We start from the raw sequence: 19,020 nt of genomic DNA, 5'->3' as shown, positions 1-19,020 counted from the left end.
AGCCAAATTCAACGTAATAAAAAACTAGCTTATAAGTGTTTGATTTTATTTAAAAATGCAAATAAAAACTTCAATAAAATCAATAGTCTACCTGAACGATTTTAAAGTAAAAAACACACTTATAGCACCACAATGCTAATATGCTTGCCTTATCAGAGCGTCAAAGCCGAATGCAGATAATTATATGGATGTCAAAAAGATGATTAAAATCGATGCTATTGCTAAAGCCGAAGCTTTGCTTGTTGCTATTGCCTTTATTGATTAAGATTGCTGCTGAACAAACACGGCTATTTTTAAGTAACGTATTATAAATATTTAATTTTCATTATCAACTTTACAAAAAACCGTTCAATCTAGAACGGTTTTTTTGATTGATATTAATTAAATTTACTTATCAAGCTTTATATTTTTTCATTACAATTGAGGCATTAGTACCACCAAAACCAAAGCTATTTGACATGACTGTTGTTAGTTCACGCTCGGTTGGTTCAGTAATAATGTTCATGCCGATTGCTGCTTCATCAAGTTCATCAATATTGATACTTGGTGTAATAAAGCCATGTTCTAACATTAATAATGAATAGATAAGCTCTTGCGCACCTGTTGCACTTAATGAATGACCAGTCATTGATTTGGTTGATGAAATAGCAGGGATGTTATCGCCAAATACTTGTTTGATTGCCCATAATTCTTTGACATCACCAACTGGGGTTGATGTGCCGTGGGTGTTGATGTAATCAACTGGTACATCTAAATCTTGAATGGCAAGTTGCATACAGCGCATTGCGCCTTCACCTGATGGGGCAACCATGTCATGACCGTCCGACGTTGCGCCATATCCAACCAGTTCGCCATAAATATGAGCACCACGAGCAAGCGCATGTTCTAATTCTTCAACTACAACCATACCTGCACCGCCAGCAATAACAAAACCATCACGGTTTTTATCATAAGCACGTGATGCTTTTTCTGGGTTGTCGTTATATTTGGTTGATAAAGCGCCCATGGCATCAAATTCGCAAGACATTTCCCAGCAAAGTTCTTCACCACCACCCGCAAAGACGATGTCTTGTTTGCCAAGTTGAATAAGTTCAGCAGCATGACCAATACAGTGAACTGATGTCGCACAAGCAGATGTCATTGAGTAGCTAATTCCTTTAATTTTAAATGGAGTTGCTAAGCAAGCCGAAATCGCCGATGACATTGATTTGGTTACAGCATAAGGACCTACACCTCGTAATCCCTTTTCTTTCATTCCGGCTACTACATTGTATTGTGTTTTAGTTGAGCCACCATAACCAGCAATTAAGCCAGTACGAGGGTTAGAGACTTGTTCAGGGGTTAATTTTGCGTCTTCAATAGCCTGTTGTAAAGCAAGATAACCGTAAATAGAAGCATCATTCATAAAACGAACAACTTTGCGATCAATGAGTCCAGTAGTGTCAAGTTTTACATTTCCGCATACATGGCTACGCATTCCGCTATCTTTCATTTCTTGAGAAAAGGTAATACCACTACGACCTACTTTTAGTGATTCTAAGACTTCTTTAGTATTATTCCCAATACTTGAAAGAATTCCTAACCCTGTAATTACAACTCGTTTCATTTACTATTTAGCTCCTAAGTTATCTGGCTTCATATAAAAAAGTTTGTTGATTATAGCGTACAGTTGTAAGCTGAACAATACCTTGCCATGTTTTTATTTATATCTTTTGATATTGTCTTAACTATTTATATAAAAGTAATCAAATCAATAGAATTGCCTAAGTAGCGTAGGTAACAGTGATTTTGTCGACAATATTTACTTGCTAAGCTTAATATAATTACTGTATACTGTATAAATAAACAGTTATTTTAATGGCACAATATGAACGAAAAAATGATAACTAAACTTGAGATATTAGCTGAATCGGCAAAGTATGATATTTCTTGCTCATCAAGTGGCACTTCAAGAGGTAATAAAGGTAAAGGCATTGGTAGTGCACATAAGTCTGGTATTTGTCATACATTTACTGCCGATGGGCGATGCGTTTCGTTACTTAAAATTATGCTCACTAATTATTGTATGTTTGATTGTGCTTATTGTATTAATCGTCAAAGTAATGATATTCCAAGAGCGGGTTTTACACCACGTGAGTTGGCTGATGTGACCGTTGAATTTTATCGCCGTAATTATATTGAAGGTTTATTTATTAGTTCAGGCATTGTAAGAAGCCCAGATCATACTATGGAAAGAATGATTAAAGTGGTAAAGATTTTGCGAAATGAATATGGTTTTAATGGCTATATTCATATGAAAGCGATTCCTGGTGCTAGTAATGAGTTAATTAATCAAGCAGGTTTATTGGTTGATAGAATGAGTGTTAATTTAGAAATTCCAACTGAAGAAAATCTTAAATTATTAGCACCTGATAAAGATCATCAAAGTATCTATCAGCCTATGCGTCAAATACATCAAAATGTGTTAGAAAATATCGAAGATCGTAAAAAATTTCGCACTACACCCAAATTTGTACCTGCTGGGCAAAGTACTCAAGTTATTATTGGCGCAACCGATGAATCAGATAAACTGATTTTGCAATTAACCGCCAAGCTTTACAAACGCCCAAGTATGAAACGAGTTTATTACTCGGGATTTATTCCTGTTAATGGTTACGATAAGCGGTTGCCTGTTGTACAAGACGTACCAAGAGTACGAGAAAATCGTTTATATCAAGCCGATTGGTTATTGCGTTTTTATGATTTTAATGTTGATGAAATTGTTAACGATCAATATCCTGATCTTGATTTAAGCGTTGATCCTAAACTGGCTTGGGCTATCCGTAATCCGCAGTTTTTTCCCGTTGATGTTAACCGTGATAGCTATCAAAAAATTTTGCGAGTACCAGGCATTGGTGTTAAATCGGCCAAGTTAATTGTGATGGCAAGACGTCATCGTAAGCTTACTTTTGATGCGCTTAAACGTATTGGTGTTGTTTTAAAGCGAGCAAAATTTTTTGTTGTTTGTCATGAAATGAGAAAATTTAAATTGCTTGATTCTTCGGCCGAATATATCCGACTATCGTTGCAAGATCCGCCTTTGTTAGAAGATAAACAAGATAATATTTCACAGCAATTAGCCATGGAGTGGTAGACATGTTGGCGTTTTATTATGATAAAAGCTTTGAAGGATTGCTATGTGCGGTATTTGATGCTTTTAAACTCAAAAAGATGCCCGAATGCCTGTTGGCTATTGGGCAGGTTGAACCGCTATTAGTGTCTAATAGGCATAATGTTGAATTTTGTGATCTTAAATATGAGCGTGTACGTTTGGCGTTAATTAATAAGATTAGTAAAGCGGCGCTTCGTCATTTAATGTATGTTTGGTTATCAGAATTGCCTGAAAGTGATTTAATTGTTTTTCGTTATATTTGCAAGGTATTTAAATCATCTAAATCAATCGAAACGGATTTTGCCGATAAAGATGTGTTATTTGTACATGATATTGCCAAAAAAGTTAGTCGGGAGCGACATCGTATAATGCAATTTGTACGTTTTAGTGCAGTTGACAATCCTCTTAAAGATACGACGGTGCCTAATGAAAGGGAAGATAAGATCTATTTTTCGAATATTGCTCCTATTTATAACGTATTGCCTTTGGTTCTTAAATTTTTTAAAGATCGTTTTGCCGATCAAAAGTGGGTTATATATGATGAAAAGCGCAAATATGGTTATATCTATAATTTACACAGTATTGAACCGATCTCGCTCGTTGATAAAGATGATCTGATTATTAATAGTCAGGTGAATCAACATTACCTATCTAAGGACGAAGTACTATTTCAGAATATGTGGTTACGTTATTGTAATGCATTAACTATAAAAGAACGAATCAATCCTAAATTACAACGTCAGCAAATGCCAAGCCGATTTTGGCAATATTTACCAGAAATGAAATCAATATCAAAATAAATATGTAAATAAAAAATGACTAAATTAGTATCATCATAAATAAAAGAACATAAAAAAACCGCCAAATAACGGCGGTTTTTAACATGATTTAATAAAAGTACATAATTTAACAAAAGTTATTGCGAATCGATATCATTAATAACATCATTAATCGATTCTTCACGTTGTTTTTGTTTATTTTCATCTACTTTACCACCCGATGCGATAAAGTCATTACGCTGGAAGTAAGCATTACGCATAAAGTTATAAGGATCATCGCTACTTTTAATCAGATCTTCATACTCGATTGCCATTGCACGTGCTTCAACGCCATCAATTACACCACGTGCCAACATCCATTGCCAATCTATCCAAACAAGTGGAGGATAAAGGGTGTCAACAATACCACCACCTTCTTCTCTCAATGTTGCTGAACCATAAAATGGCAGTACAACATAAGGACCATAAGGTACATCGTAATGACCAAGAACATCACCAAAAGTTCGTTTGCCGCCTTTTTGTAATTGTGGATCAGACATGCTAGCAACATCCATCAAACCAGCAAAACCGAAAACGGTATTTAAAAAGAATCGTGCTAAATGTGTTCCAGCTTTATGAACGTCACCTTGTAATAAGTTGTTCACCATTGAAGCGGGTTCAGAAAGGTTAGATGAAAAGTTAACTACACCTGTACGAACAGGAGACGGAACATAATCTTTCCAAGCTACTGCGGCAGGACGCAAAACATAGGGATCAAGCGCATAGTAGTTAACATCAAACATGGTTTTGTTAAAACCTGATAACGGATCACTATAGGAATTAGTTTCGGCTTGATAAGTAGCACAACTTGTGAGTGCCATTACAGAAAACATCATACCAACAATTCGTTTTTTCATAGTATCTTCGATTAAAAGTAATGAGGTTAATTATGATGCGATTGTATCATGATTACTTAAAATAGAAAATTTTTCGTTATTTAAATGGCATTATCTAATAAAATTTATTAAAATGTACAACCCTATGACCTCATAGTTAAATGGATATAACAAGCCCCTCCTAAGGGCTAGTTGCAGGTTCGATTCCTGCTGGGGTCGAAATTATACAGTTCAATAAAATTCAAAACCTATTTAACTTCTTGCAATTCACTAGTACTACACTTAAGCGTGATGTGTAATCGATCGAATTGATCCATCGAATCAATTTCCCAGCAACTTTTCATGGTTTTAGCGATTTTTTTTATTAGATTTACTTCACCATAATTGTAATCACAACTGACCCAACTACCTCCTTGGTCGTAAGTGGTGTTTACGCTCCAGGTTGTTTGATGTTCTTTGCCATCAATGATACCAGCTTCTGGTTTTTGCTGGATTTTTTTAGCGGGGTTGTCAGAATAGACGCCAAAGCCATCAAGCAATAATAACGCATCTTTCTTTTCAGAAATCATCCAATCGTCAGGTAGATTATCAATATCTAAATGAGCAGATTTAATTGTTATTGAGCTTGGGCAAATTATTTCGTTGGCTTGAGCAGAGGGTAAAGCACTAATCGAAGCTAAAAAGAAAATACTAAGGTTGATTATTTTATATTTCATGGATAGATCCAGATAAAGTGTTGATTGTGCAATTATGCCAATGTTATCAATTACGTCAAGTGTAAAAAAGAAGATATTACTCAGTTTTTTAAAGATATTTAGTATGTTATGGTAGATTTATAGGTGGCTCGTTTTTTAAACTAATAGTGATAAAAATCAGACAGAAAACTTATTGATTTTGTTGATTTCTTTGTTTGGCTATTTTTAGTAAATTAAGGGTTTATATAGCGAATATACCATCAATCCCTTAAGCTTAAGTGATTATTGGCATGATAGTGGTTTACACTTGTTAACAATTAAACTTAGCTTGCCTAGCAATCACTTTTCGTCCATATAAATCGATAATCACCGACAAATATAACCAACCTTCACCCGTTTTAATATAAGTAATATCGGTTATTTATATTGCATTAGGCTTATAAGGTTAAATTGTCAATCTAACGTATTGGGAACGATATTATTATGGATGCTGGTATTTATGTCATGGTTGACTTCGTAATCTAAATTGTTGCAAAACATTGCTAATATGAAACTTGATAGTCTATATCTCTGGCATCATGAGGCGACTCTGCTTACTCAAACTTGCCTTATGGTGCCAATACTGCTTTTTGATATACTCGAATTTTACTGATTTAATACGGCATTTTAGCCAGACATAATAACCTGATGTACTGACGCCAAGTAATTGACACACCTTGGTTATGAAATAGGTTATTAAATGATTTTTTATTTAGGTGAGCTTCAGCGACTTGGATTTTGGTTTTAGGGTGTTTCCAAAAAACAGGAAACTTATGTTGTTGTGATATATTTGTGCCGTAAATAATGTAAAGTAAACTAAAAAATAGTGAATAAGTATACAGTAATCGAATTAGCTAACATCTTCTTTTATTAATTTATAATAAATTAAAATAATACGTGTCACTCTTAATCAATTGGTCGTTGGTCTAAGTTCAGCAAGGACCACAATTCTGAATCAATATATCAATTAACATCTAAAATTTGTTTCCAAATTAGTAAATTTGTCAAAATAACAATAAAAAATTTATATTAAATAATAATTGAAATTAAACAGATCATAATGCATTATTCTTCAGCTTATTAAATTTAAGATAAAATTATTATTAGCATTAGTTCTGCTTAGGTTGATATAGGTTTATTTAATTAGAAGATGGTGTAGGGAATGATTGAAACAATTAAAGATTATGTAAAAGATAGGAAATTGATTAAAGAGTTATTAATTAGTTATGGGGTATTTTTGTTATTTTACATATTTTGTATGCGAGCTGATAATTGTGAACAAGCTGGTAGTGCTGGTATGGTGATGATATTGGCATCAATTTGCTATTTATTTTTTTTTATTACCATGTTTATTAAATCAGCGAAAATGATCCTATTTGGTCCTAAAGATAATAAATCAACTTCATTTAAATCGTTAATTATTAAATTTTTATTATTTGTATTTGCCATTATATCGATTCTAGGACTGGGTACATTTTTATTCCGTATCAATTATTTAACTATGGAAGATTTTGATAATGCTGTCTATTTATTTATTGATACAGATTATTTTCTAACTGATTTCTTTGTTTTTGTTATTATGTGGAGTTATATATTTGTATTCCCTTTCGTCATTTATTTTTTTATTCTTCTTATTTTAAAAGTGATGAAATTTTTTACTACATTCATAACACAAAAAATTAATAATAAGTCCATAAATCACTAGTGATAATTGATTGCGGTTATTCACTTTATTTAGCTAATTGTAGGAATAATCGCATTATTACATTAAGTTAAAGAAAATAAAGTAGGTGCTTCTTTCAATTGAAAGGCATAAAATTTTGTATAATATAATTTTGCTAAAAACATAACATATGTGATAACTAGTTTGACTAGTCATTACTGTTTGTCTATATAAATCGATAATTATGGGCAAATATAACCATCTTTATCTGTTTTAATATAAGTTGTATCAGTTACCCATGTACTATTGAGTATTATTATGTCCTTTGCATTATGATGCAGACTCAATGTCTCTAAGTCTTTTGTTAATTTACCTTGCCTAGGTGTTAGTAAGTTTGCTGATAGAAAGATGAGCATCAGATAACGAATAATTTGCTGTTTGTTGTTTGAATTTGACACTCAAATTTCTGACTTTAGTATTTTCTCTTATGATTTTTATTTATATTTTTGAGGCAACTTCTGTCCAATTTGGGACGAGGAGAATATTATGGATAAAATGATTAAAGTGGAAGAAAGCATAAAAATTTACTAACTCAAACGTTATTACCAATATTAATAATCCCACAAAATCTAAATTATCATAAATATAACTTTATATTTTTATTGAAAATTTATTCCTATCTAAAGCTGAATTGTTTTCATCTTTACATTTCTTTACAAAAAATTCGCTAAAAAACTAGCCAACTATTTTTTAAATGGTTATACTTTTATCACTATAGGAAAACATGCTTATTAAATAAGCTAATAATTATAAAAATCTAAATAAAACAAATAATTACTTGACAGGCGAAATAAAATGCATTATTATTTTAGGCANNACAAGCACTGGCAAACCTATGCCTTAAATTTATCAAATAATTTTATCCGACGAGTTTTTGCACGAAACTCATTTATATTTTCCAAATTATCTCTCAACTCATCATCGAAGTTGTTCCGAAAAATTTTGTTGGTGTTGGGGCTGTTATTATTGCCCTATTTATGGAGTTTAGAGGCATTGGCTAGCACAAGTGGTCGAGCGAATAATTATCGTAGTGATGCCATAATATTACCATCAGAACCATTACCAGATGAACCTTTTATACCAGCTATTAGTTATGTAAGGCCAAATAAGGATTGGGGTACAGATCAATATGCAGGCCCTATTGACGCATGGAATGTAAAAGAGGGATTTCCCATTCAATCAGATCCAAAATCTAATTTTCCAACCACAGGGGCTGATGGATTATTTTTTGATTTAGCGATAAAGGGCGTTGATCCAGATCAATTGACATGGACACCAGTCACGCATGATGGAATAACCGTCACCGTAAAAAGGACAATGACAAACGATAGATGGACTAAAGAAATGGTAACACGTGTTACTCTAAAGGGGCCAGAGGCTAGATTTCAATGGTATAATCCTTATCCAAGTCGAATTACTGTACCAAGGTTACCGTGGGAATTCGTATTAGTGGGGAGAGATAGAAGCGGTAATGAGATAGTAAGATATGCATTTGTATTACAAAAGTGGTTTGTTCACAGAGGAGATCAAGGAGCGTATTCTTTTCAGCAAGCTGATTGGTGTAGGGGGTTAGGATATCGTATACCACAGGTAAAGGATCTGACTAATGCTGTGTGTTTTGGTTTGAATACAGATAGGCGATGTAATGGAGCTGTCGGTGCTACGCCATCATCAACAGGTAATCATTATCAGCGCCGAATAGGGGCAGGATTTCTTACGGAATGGGGGCTGTTGGCCGGTTACTCTGGTACAAACTTCAACCGCTTCGGAGAGTACTGGACAGGTGATGATTCATTCGTTGTAAATGGAAATGGTAGCGTGATGGGTCTTTTTCCAAGTTTCTCCTCGTATGTGATTTGTACAACTCCTTAGCATTTAATTCTTAATCCTTGAGTGATAGGCTAATTAAAGAAAGCGCCTTCTGCTTAAGCAGAAGGCCACGAGTCGACAAAGAGGCTCCTTGTGCAAAGGTAAATCCAGTAAAACCCACTTATCCCAGCAAAAAAACGTCAGGGATTAGGTTGGTTTTATTATTTTCTATTTTAATTGTTTTAAAAAATAACGCCTCCATAATTTGCTCTAAAAATCCCCATTAAGTAGCTTGGTTATAAGATACCAGTAGGAACAAGCAAAATTGTACGTTAAAATAGCTCGCATTATTACAATAAATTACCAAGGAAATCGCATGACGACTGAAATGACAACACTCGACAAAATCAAAAAACAAATTGCCGATAACCCGATTATTTTATATATGAAAGGTTCGCCAAAATTGCCAAGCTGTGGCTTTTCGGCTCAGGCGGTGCAGGTTTTGTCGCAATGTGGTGAAGCGTTTGCTTACGTTGATATTTTACAAAACCCTGATATTCGTGCCGAATTACCTAAATTCGCTAATTGGCCAACGTTTCCACAATTATGGGTTGAAGGCGAATTAGTAGGTGGTTGTGATATTATGCTAGAGATGTTTCAAACAGGCGAACTGCAAACGCTTATTAAGCAAACTGCGGAAAAGTATAAATCCTAATTTGATGCAGTATGGTAAATTAAGCGCGCAAAATAGGCGCGCTTTTTTATTTTTGTAAATTAATACTGTTTACTCTTGAAATTGTTACTGTTCATATTGTTGTTTATTATCTAAATCTTTTTCGATTTTTGTATCTACATCGGAATCTGTAACAGCCAAAGGCCATCCTCCAAGTGATTTAAGTCGATTAACAATTTTACAAAAAAGTATTGCCGTTTTTTGTGTATCATATAGCGCACTGTGAGCTTGCTTATGATCGAATGTGATTTGCGCTGCTTGACAGGCTTTGGCGAGCACTGTTTGGCCAAAAACCAAACCACTGAGTGACGCAGTGTCAAAGGTAGCAAATGGGTGGAATGGGTTGCGTTTTATGCCTGTGCGTTCAGCAGCCGCCATTAAAAAACTATGATCAAAGTGTGCGTTATGAGCAACAATCACTGCTCGAGTACATTCACTAGCTTTTATGCCAGATCTAACCATTTTAAAAATTTCGTCTAAGGCGAGCTTTTCGTCAACACCGCCACGAAGTGGATTATCAGGATCGATGCCATTAAAAGCAAGGGCTGCTGGTTCTAAAATTGCACCACTAAATGGATTGACATTAAATTGTAAGGATTGATCTGGCTCTAGCCAACCATCTGGGGTCATTTTTAAGGTGATAGCGGCGATTTCTAAAATAGCGTTGAGTTTTGGATCGAATCCAGACGTTTCAATATCAATTACAACAGGATAAAACCCACGAAAGCGTTCACATAATTTGGCGTTTGGCACGTTAATTTTTCTTATCTATCAAAAAAGGTGTTATTATGCCATCTTTTAACCAGTTCGCCTAGCATTGGCTACAAGAGTTTGTATTCAATTTGTTAATCTTTGTAAAAAGCCAATACAGTAGTTTTATTCAAATTACATTAAACCAATGAGTAGGTGCGATTATTGGTTAAAGTGATTATAATCATCAATTATTATTAAATAATATTAAAATTGAGCGAATAATGCACAACTTTGAATTAGAACAGATTATTAATAACGAACTACAAATTAGTCGTTATCGTGACTATGCACCAAATGGATTGCAAGTGCAGGGGCGCAAGCAAGTGAATAAAATTGTCACAGGCGTGACCGCTTGCCAGTTATTGTTAGATAAGGCGGTTGAATTAAAAGCTGACGCAGTTCTGGTTCATCATGGTTATTTTTGGAAGAGTGAACCACAAACCATTACAGGTATTAAATATCAAAGGATTAAAACACTGTTAACTAACGATATTAATTTATATGGTTATCACTTGCCATTAGATGGTCATGCTGTTTTGGGCAACAATATTGAACTAGCTAATTTATTGGGTATTTCAGTCGATAAACGCAATGACATTACCGATCTGCTTTTTACTGGTACATTAAACAAGCCACTTACTGCTTTACAATTTAAACAAAAACTTGAGCAAGTATTACACAATAACCAACAATGTGTACTATTTTGTGGAGATAATGCTCCACAAGTTATTAATCGTATTGCATGGTGTAGTGGTGGAGGGCAAGATTATATTGAACAAGCAGCATTAATGGGAGTGGATGCTTTTTTTACTGGCGAAGTGTCTGAACGCACTATCCATATTGCACGTGAATATGGTATTAATTTTTATGCCGCTGGACACCATGCTACCGAACGTTACGGTATTAAAAAATTGGGTGAATGGTTAGCGAGCTGTTACGGTGTTGAGGTTATTTTTGTCGATATTGATAATCCTGTATAACAAAAGTTGAATTTAGTCTAGAAATATCGCATACTTATCCGCAGATTTTTATTCTTTACGTTGTGTTATAAACCAATTATATGAGAGGTCATTTTATGTTTACAGGAAGTCTGGTCGCACTTGTTACTCCCATGGATACAAAAGGAAACGTTGACCACGTAAGCTTAAAAAAATTGGTCGAATATCATATTGCAAATGGAACATCGGGTATTGTTTCGGTTGGTACAACAGGCGAATCAGCAACACTTGATCACCATGAGCATATTGATGTAATTAAAAGAACAATTGACTATGCTGATGGGCGCATTGCCATTATTGCTGGCACAGGCGCAAACGCAACGAAGGAGGCTATAGAATTAACCAGTAAGGTCGAAAATATTGGCGTCGTAGGCTGTTTAACGGTTGCACCTTATTATAATAAACCGACACAAGAAGGTATGTATCAGCACTTTAAAGCTATTGCCGAAAGTACGGAGTTGCCACAGATTTTATATAATGTACCAGGCCGTACGAGTAGTGATATCAAGCCTGAAACTGTTGGACGGTTAGCTAAAATCAAAAATATTGTTGCATTAAAAGATGCAACAGGCGATCTTTCGAGAGTTTATCCTACTCGAAAATTGGTTGGGCCTGATTTTAAATTATTGAGTGGTGATGATTCAACCTTTTTAGATTTTATGATTTTAGGTGGCGATGGCGTTATTTCTGTTACAGCTAATGTTGCAGCTAAGGCGGTTGCTACAGTTTGTCAGCTTGCGGCTAATAATCAAATTAAAGAAGCCCGCAATTTAAACGATACTTTAATGGCTTTACATCACAATTTGTTCATTGAACCCAATCCAACACCAGCTAAGTGGGCTTGTGCAAGATTAGGTTTAATGCAAAATGCAACAATTAGATTACCAATGGTCTCATTGAGCACATCGTCAATTCCTGCGGTTGAACAAGCGTTAAAAGACGCGAATTTATTGTAATATAACCTTTAATTTTAAAAGCAGATATTTATGTTAAATAGCACATTAAACAGAACATTAAACTTAACCTTATTTAAAGGTAACGTCATTAAAAAAACAGCTGTTTTAACCGTTGTGACTTCTTTATTTCTTGTTGGCTGTGGTAGTGATCAAAATTATAAGCGTGAAGTTGAAGGTAATGAAGATTACCTTAAATCACCTACGTTAAAACCGTTAATTATTCCTGAAGGTGTTTCGGTGCCTGCGGAAAGTGGCGATTTTTATGTTGTTAAAACTGAGGTTAAAGGCGAATTAGGTAAAAAGCTTGATATTAGACCGCCAATTTTACCGATCCCAACTATTCAAGATGCATTTGCGATTTATAATAACGGTTCGGTCACTTTTAATGTGCCATTAAGCAATAATGTCTGGGATCGTATTCCTAACAGCCTAAATAAGAAAAATATCTTTATCGCTAGCCGTGATAATAACAGCATTAAAACCAATAAAGCCTTTATGGTGCGTGCAGACGAAAATCGAGCCGTTGAAGCCACTTATTCAATGACACGAAACTTGGTAGGCGATACTGAAACAATCACCATTTCAATCACCTCATTAACCCGTGGTACTGAAGATTTAATTTCGCAACCAATTGAAGTGCAACGCTATGTTGTAAGTTTATTTAATGACATAATGGATGATGTTGCACCTGATTCAGTTCGGGCTGTACCACGAAAAGCACAAGATAAAGAGGCTGAAAAAGAAAATGCCGAAGGCAAAAAACCAGCAACAGCAGTAAGCGGTGCAAATCAAGAGTAAGTTTGGAATTTAAGGAGCGAATAGCTCCTTAATTATTTATTGGCAATTGATATAAGGTTATAAACATGAAAAAGTTGGCTGAGCTTTATCGTGGTAAAGCTAAAACAGTATATACCACCGAAAACTCCGATTTATTAATTCTTGAGTTTCGTAATGATACATCGGCATTTGATGGCTTGCGTATTGAACAGTTAGATCGTAAAGGCATGGTTAATAATAAATTTAACTATTTTATTATGAGCAAATTGCGTGAAGCTGGCATTCCAACTCAAGTTGAAGCCTTATTATCTGACAATGAAGTGCTGGTTAAAAAGTTGCAAATGATACCTGTTGAGTGTGTAGTACGTAATCGAGCCGCGGGCTCTTTAGTTAAACGTTTAGGAGTTGAAGAAGGTAAAGTTTTAAATCCTCCTACGTTTGAATTATTTCTAAAAAACGATGCATTGCATGATCCAATGGTTAATGAATCACACTGCAAGGCTTTTGGTTGGGCTAGCGATGATCAACTTGCAAGAATGAAAGAACTTAGCTTTAAAATTAACACCATCTTGACTGATTTGTTTGATAAAGCAGGACTAATATTGGTTGATTACAAACTCGAATTTGGATTATTTAAAGGCGAAATCACTTTGGGTGATGAGTTTTCTCCTGATGGTTGTCGTTTGTGGGAAAAAGAGACAATGAAAAAAATGGACAAAGATCGCTTTCGCCAAGGTTTAGGGGGGGTGATTGAAGCCTATGAAGAAGTAGCAAAACGAATTGGTGTTCCTTTGTAATGTTCGCACAGTTTGATATCTCTTTTTTTCTACTTTTGGGGTTAGCGGCTCTGTGTTATTTAACACACAATAATACCGTGACATTTGCAGTGCTGTTATTGTTACTGTTTAAATTAACGCCGCTTGCCACTTATTTTCCGTTTTTAAATCAATATGGCTTAACAATTGGTATTGTTATTTTAACTGCCGCAATGATGGTGCCTTTAGCTGATGGCTCGTTAAAAATAGGCGATATTGCTAAATCATTTACCACTTGGCAATCTATATTAGCTATTTTTGTTGGAATTTTAGTATCGTGGCTAGGTACGCGAGGTATATCCCTCATTGGTGCGCACCCTACAATTATTAATGGTTTAATTATTGGTACGCTAATTGGTGTGGCTTTTTTCAAAGGTATTCCTGTTGGTCCTCTGATTGCTGCAGGTATTTTGTCGTTGTTAATTGGAAAAAGTTAACCTTATGCACAAGTATCCCAACAGCACAAGAACGCTATGGGTGTTACAGGGTGAAGCCACACAGTTATTCGAGCAACTTAGCCAGGCTATTTGTCATTACTCAGGTGATTGGTTAACGGTTACATCTCACTTTGAACTTTCTAGTTATTTACCCAATACATTAATTTCTGATGTAATACCGCCCAATCAAACTAAACAGTTATTGGGACGACAGTATCGACATGCTATTTTTGATGCAACGGTAGGATTTAATCTTGATGCCTTTGCTATGCTTGTTGGCACGTTAGTTAAAGGTAGTATATTGGTTTTATTCTTGCCTAAGAATCTGTCTACTTGGCATGATCAAGATAGCTTACGCTGGAATGAAAGCCAAATGCCCATTAATGTGCCTAATTTCGTTGCACATTTAATGCAGACTTTGACTGAATTTGGTTTATCAATTTATCCTAAAATTTCATCAAAACAGGTTATATCTTCTAAGATATCTTTGTCGGAAGTTATTATTGATGACATTTGTGACTTAGACGAGCAACAAGCAACTTTAAAACAATTATTAAATAGCACTAAGCCTATCAACGTATTAGTCGCTAAACGTGGACGCGGTAAATCGGCGCTAGCTGGGTTATTTAGCCATTACCAACGTTGTATTGTGACAGCACCAAATAAATTAGCACTGACGACCTTTTTTGCTTTTGCTAAGCCTGATACCCCATTTTTTGCCCCAGATGAATTAATTGCTCAATCATGTATTACCGTTGCCGATTATTTAATTATTGATGAAGCTGCCATGATCCCACTTCCCATGCTGGAAAAATTGTTAAAACTAGCTAAAACAAATAACACTCGAGTATTATTAACAACGACTGCTGATGGGTATGAGGGCACAGGACAGGGCTTTTTGTTGAAATTGTTATCAGGTAAAGCATGCCAATGTTTTCAGCTATTTAGCCCTATCCGCTGGCAGGCAGGCGATATGCTAGAGCAATTTAGCGATCGATTGTTACTTAATGGTTTATTAACCAAGGGCGATAATTTTGATGTAAGCTCATCATCAATCCAATATTCAAAAGTTCAACGTAATGATGCTGATATATTAAGATCGATATTTTATTTATTGAAAGTAGCTCATTACCAAACTACGTTAGTTGATTTAAGACGTCTGTTTGATGCGCAAAATTTGACAATTTGGCAAGCAACAGCTAACAATAACCAAATAGCTGCTGCACTGACTGTTATTGAAGGTAACTTACCAGATAGTTTAATCACCGAAGTGTGGCAAGGTACGCGTCGACCAAAAGGTAATTTAGTAGCACAGTCGTTAGTCGCCCACGCAGGTGAGCCGCAGGCGGCTAAATTGCGCTCAGTTCGGATTAATCGTATTGCGGTTATTAGTGCCTATCGGCGACAAAATATAGCAAGGCAACTTGTGCAAACTATCTTTGAAGATGCCAAAGCTCAGAATATCGACTTTTTATCGGTTAGCTTTGCTTATACCCCGTCTAATTACCAATTTTGGATTGCTTGTGGGTTTGTTTTGGTGCACGTCAGTAGTCATAAACAGGCAAATAGTGGTAGTTATTCAGTTATGGCGCTAAGGCCATTAACCGATTCAGGGCGAAATCTAACCATTAAATTAAAACAAAAATTACAGCGTAATGTTTATTGGATCAAAGATATTATTGATTTACCATTTACTGAGATGATTGAAAGTAAGAATATCTCTCCACTAACACAAGATTTAAACGCTTACGATTTTGATGAACTAAACGGATTTGCTCACTATCATCGACCGTTTGAAGCCACTTATGCCACACTGTGCCGATTAGTTCGCTATAATCAAAAGCATCAACAATCGCGAAAACCACAACCACAGCAACAACTAACATTGCCTGTGTTATCAGCACTGATAAAAAGCAAAAACAATCAATCTTTGCTCATTAGTTCATATCAACTTGCAGGAAAAAATGCATTAATGCAAACCATCAAGCAAGAGATCAAAACATGGTTAGCAATTCAAATTAGTAATTCATAGTTAGCGATTCATAGTTAGTAAATAATGGCAATAATGTGCTTTTTGACGAAAAAACCAATAATAAAGATAGCTGATTATCATTGCAGGTTACCAAGGGCTATGTTTACAATAGTTACCATGTTTAAGTTCAACTTAATTTTTACCCAACTAGTTTAAACTTAACTAGTTTCAACATAATTCGTTTTAATTAAAAAGGAATTGAATGTGACGCAAAATAAATTAGAAAACCAAGCACAACATCGCCATTCAAAAAAACAAACTCAAAATCCAAACAATCAACCCACAACAGGTATTGAGTATTTTTTTAAAGGTTGGTCATTAGCGTTTAGTCCAGGCATTAAGCGATTTGTTTTTTTACCATTAATTGCCAATGTTGTGATTATGTCAGCATTATTTTATTGGTTCTTTACGGCTATCTCGGGCATGGTTGATTGGGGAGTGTCGTATATGCCAAGTTGGTTGCATTGGCTTGGTTATATTATTGTTTTTATGGTTATTTTAGCTTTAGTTATTTTGTTTTGTTATTTCTTTAGTACGGTAACCAATATTATAGCGGCTCCGTTTAATGGCTTGTTAGCTGAACAAGTTGAAGCACAGTTAACGGGGATCCCCGCAGCAGATATGTCGTGGATAAGTCTTATTAAGGATCTTCCTCGTATTTTTAAACGTGAACTACAAAAACTAGTTAACTATTTATTATGGGCAATTCCGATACTGCTAACTTACTTTATTCCTGTTATTGGGCAATCAGTAACGCCAGTGGTTTGGTTTTTATTTACCGCTTGGCAAATTAATATCCAATATGCTGATTATGCCTTTGATAACCACAAAATTACTTTTCACCGTATGCGTGAATTACTCAAGCAAGATCGGGTAGATAATTTAACTTTTGGTATGATAGTCAGCTTTTTTACCATGGTGCCATTGCTTAATTTAATTGTTATGCCTATTGCGGTATGTGGCGCAACGGCAATGTGGGTTGATCGCTACCGTCATCAAGCCTTATTTGATAGTAGTAGCCAAGACTTTCGTTAAGCAGGGAGTTATTTTTTCTTCGTCGAATTTGTTGATGGCCAATCGTCGTCATCATCTTGAGAAGGGATAGGTTTTATCCCTTTCTTTTTTTCAAGATACGCTTTATAACTTAGTCGATTCAGCGCCTTAATAGTATTAATAAAAATCCCAATTAAAATCACCACAATTATCCACCAGTAATCTTTAAGCCATTCCATCGTACTTCCTCTTAGATAAAAATCGCTATCTCCAAGTTATAATAGCTAGGCACAATAACAATTGTGCCGCAATTATGCCAACAGTAATTTTTCTAATATGCGGTTATAAATTGCAGTTAAGGTAATTATATCTTTGCAGTTGGCGTTTTCGTTGATTTTGTGAATAGTCTTATTTAATACACCTAGTTCGATCACTTGACAGCCCATTTTAGCAATAAAGCGTCCATCCGACGTACCGCCGCTGGTCGATAGCTTGGTATCAATGTTGGTAAATTCCTTAATAGCACTTGCAGCAGCATTAGTTAAATCGCCTTGTGGCGTCAAAAAAGGATGTCCTGATAATCGCCAAGATAACGTATAGTTCAAATTATGTTTTTGTAAAATTTGCTCAACGCGCGCTTTAATTATCGTATCGGTCAATTCACTACTATAGCGAAAGTTAAATTGCACACTTAGATCACCCGGCACAACATTTTCGGCACCTGTACCACCATTAATATTGGCAATTTGCATAGTTGTTTGAGGAAAATACTGATTGCCTTCATCCCAAACAGTGCTAACTAGTTCATTTAATGCAGGAGCAAAACGATGGACAGGGTTATCTGCAAGGTGAGGATAGGCCACATGACCTTGAATACCATGCACAACTAAATTAGCTGTTAGTGAACCACGGCGACCGTTTTTAATTTGATCGCCAAGTACAGCATCGCTTGACGGTTCGCCCACGATACAATAATCAACACGTTCTTGACGTTTCATTAGCAAATCGACAACCTTAACAGTGCCATCGGTTGCATCGGCTTCTTCGTCCGATGTAATTAAAAAAGCTACTCGCCCAGCGTGATTTGGATGTTGCTTAACAAAATCTTCAGCCGCACAAACCATGGCAGCAACGCCACTTTTCATGTCAGATGCACCACGTCCATAAAGCACGCCTTGTTCATCAATGGTTGGCGAAAACGGAGGATAAAGCCATTTGCTTTCATCACCAGCAGGTACGACATCGGTATGTCCTGCAAACATTAAAGTTTTGCTGTTAGCTTCGCCATGATAAGCCCATAAGTTTTTGGTCTTTCCAATATTAACTTCTTCAATAGTAAAACCGAGCGGTTTTAGCCGTTCAATAATCATTTTTTGACAATTTTTATCGTCAGGACTGATTGATTTTTCGGCGATGAGTGCTTGAGTCAGTGCAATAACAGGTTCAATCATAGTG

18 protein-coding genes and 1 tRNA gene are annotated in these 19,020 nt (G+C 35.4%); 12 read left to right on the top strand and 7 right to left on the bottom strand.

The genetic code is table 11. The annotated features are described in order from the left end of the window. Positions 1–394: 394 nt before the first annotated feature. Positions 395–1,606, bottom strand: a complete 1,212-nt coding sequence (gene fabB, locus B9N71_RS06020) for a beta-ketoacyl-ACP synthase I (RefSeq protein ID WP_034910913.1) — start codon at positions 1,604–1,606, stop codon at positions 395–397. Between the two features lie 261 nt (positions 1,607–1,867). Between fabB and B9N71_RS06015 the strand changes: the two genes are divergently transcribed. Both B9N71_RS06015 and B9N71_RS06010 read left to right on the top strand, forming a co-directional pair. Next, a complete protein-coding gene (locus B9N71_RS06015; RefSeq protein WP_085164819.1) occupies positions 1,868–3,133 on the top strand; it encodes a putative DNA modification/repair radical SAM protein in 1,266 nt (421 codons plus the stop codon). 2 nt (positions 3,134–3,135) lie between these two features. Continuing rightward, complete coding sequence (locus B9N71_RS06010; RefSeq protein ID WP_085164817.1) at positions 3,136–3,951, top strand: TIGR03915 family putative DNA repair protein; 816 nt, start codon at positions 3,136–3,138, stop codon at positions 3,949–3,951. Positions 3,952–4,067: 116 nt separating this feature from the next. On the opposite strand, the gene B9N71_RS06005 is transcribed toward B9N71_RS06010, so the two are convergent. Beyond that, complete coding sequence (locus B9N71_RS06005) at positions 4,068–4,826, bottom strand: MlaA family lipoprotein (RefSeq protein ID WP_085164815.1); 759 nt, start codon at positions 4,824–4,826, stop codon at positions 4,068–4,070. Between the two features lie 126 nt (positions 4,827–4,952). Between B9N71_RS06005 and B9N71_RS06000 the strand changes: the two genes are divergently transcribed. Next, a tRNA-Arg gene (locus B9N71_RS06000) sits at positions 4,953–5,024 on the top strand. A 29-nt stretch (positions 5,025–5,053) separates the two neighbouring features. Here the strand turns inward: B9N71_RS06000 and B9N71_RS05995 are convergent. After that, complete coding sequence (locus tag B9N71_RS05995; protein ID WP_085164813.1) at positions 5,054–5,521, bottom strand: STY0301 family protein; 468 nt, start codon at positions 5,519–5,521, stop codon at positions 5,054–5,056. Positions 5,522–6,701: 1,180 nt separating this feature from the next. Between B9N71_RS05995 and B9N71_RS05990 the strand changes: the two genes are divergently transcribed. Then, positions 6,702–7,244 carry a hypothetical protein gene (locus tag B9N71_RS05990; RefSeq protein ID WP_085164810.1) on the top strand — a complete coding sequence of 181 codons (543 nt, stop codon included), beginning with the start codon at positions 6,702–6,704 and terminating at the stop codon, positions 7,242–7,244. A 200-nt stretch (positions 7,245–7,444) separates the two neighbouring features. Here B9N71_RS05990 and B9N71_RS12780 read toward each other — a convergent pair whose 3' ends face one another. After that, positions 7,445–7,660: a hypothetical protein gene (locus B9N71_RS12780; RefSeq protein WP_143422060.1), complete on the bottom strand. Its 216-nt coding sequence runs from the start codon at positions 7,658–7,660 to the stop codon at positions 7,445–7,447. Positions 7,661–9,459: 1,799 nt separating this feature from the next. Between B9N71_RS12780 and B9N71_RS05980 the strand changes: the two genes are divergently transcribed. Beyond that, positions 9,460–9,786, top strand: coding sequence for a Grx4 family monothiol glutaredoxin (locus B9N71_RS05980; protein ID WP_034914241.1), 327 nt, complete (start codon positions 9,460–9,462; stop codon positions 9,784–9,786). 84 nt (positions 9,787–9,870) lie between these two features. On the opposite strand, the gene rnt is transcribed toward B9N71_RS05980, so the two are convergent. Further along, positions 9,871–10,557 (bottom strand): ribonuclease T, encoded by a 687-nt coding sequence (gene rnt / locus B9N71_RS05975; protein WP_208610447.1) that lies wholly within the window; start codon positions 10,555–10,557, stop codon positions 9,871–9,873. Positions 10,558–10,778: 221 nt separating this feature from the next. On the opposite strand from rnt, the gene B9N71_RS05970 reads away from it, so the two are divergent. From B9N71_RS05970 to cysZ, 7 genes are all read left to right on the top strand, one after another. Next, entirely contained in the window at positions 10,779–11,537 is a 759-nt protein-coding gene (locus tag B9N71_RS05970; protein WP_085164807.1) for a Nif3-like dinuclear metal center hexameric protein, read from the top strand. A 95-nt stretch (positions 11,538–11,632) separates the two neighbouring features. After that, positions 11,633–12,511, top strand: a complete 879-nt coding sequence (gene dapA / locus B9N71_RS05965; RefSeq protein ID WP_065589991.1) for a 4-hydroxy-tetrahydrodipicolinate synthase — start codon at positions 11,633–11,635, stop codon at positions 12,509–12,511. A gap of 30 nt (positions 12,512–12,541) precedes the next feature. Then, entirely contained in the window at positions 12,542–13,309 is a 768-nt protein-coding gene (locus B9N71_RS05960; protein ID WP_085164805.1) for an NlpB/DapX family lipoprotein, read from the top strand. A 65-nt stretch (positions 13,310–13,374) separates the two neighbouring features. Then, on the top strand, positions 13,375–14,085 hold the full coding sequence (gene purC, locus B9N71_RS05955; RefSeq protein ID WP_085164803.1) for a phosphoribosylaminoimidazolesuccinocarboxamide synthase: 711 nt from the start codon (positions 13,375–13,377) through the stop codon (positions 14,083–14,085). Beyond that, entirely contained in the window at positions 14,085–14,540 is a 456-nt protein-coding gene (locus B9N71_RS05950; protein ID WP_065560553.1) for a DUF441 domain-containing protein, read from the top strand. Before purC ends, B9N71_RS05950 begins: the two co-directional genes overlap by 1 nt. A gap of 4 nt (positions 14,541–14,544) precedes the next feature. Continuing rightward, positions 14,545–16,572 carry a tRNA(Met) cytidine acetyltransferase TmcA gene (locus tag B9N71_RS05945; RefSeq protein ID WP_085164801.1) on the top strand — a complete coding sequence of 676 codons (2,028 nt, stop codon included), beginning with the start codon at positions 14,545–14,547 and terminating at the stop codon, positions 16,570–16,572. A gap of 204 nt (positions 16,573–16,776) precedes the next feature. After that, positions 16,777–17,607, top strand: coding sequence for a sulfate transporter CysZ (gene cysZ / locus B9N71_RS05940; RefSeq protein ID WP_085164800.1), 831 nt, complete (start codon positions 16,777–16,779; stop codon positions 17,605–17,607). A gap of 8 nt (positions 17,608–17,615) precedes the next feature. Here cysZ and B9N71_RS05935 read toward each other — a convergent pair whose 3' ends face one another. Next, positions 17,616–17,804: a YpfN family protein gene (locus B9N71_RS05935; protein WP_085164798.1), complete on the bottom strand. Its 189-nt coding sequence runs from the start codon at positions 17,802–17,804 to the stop codon at positions 17,616–17,618. A gap of 72 nt (positions 17,805–17,876) precedes the next feature. Further along, the gene (gene dapE / locus B9N71_RS05930; RefSeq protein WP_085164796.1) at positions 17,877–19,016 is read right to left on the bottom strand and encodes a succinyl-diaminopimelate desuccinylase; all 1,140 of its coding nucleotides are present in this window, start codon (positions 19,014–19,016) and stop codon (positions 17,877–17,879) included. Positions 19,017–19,020 lie beyond the last annotated feature (4 nt).

It is taken from the genome of Gilliamella bombi (assembly GCF_900103255.1).
In the GTDB taxonomy this organism is placed as follows: Bacteria; Pseudomonadota; Gammaproteobacteria; order Enterobacterales; family Orbaceae; genus Gilliamella; species Gilliamella bombi.
Note: the sequence above shows the minus strand (reverse complement) of the source record. Positions and strands in the feature narration are given on the sequence as shown.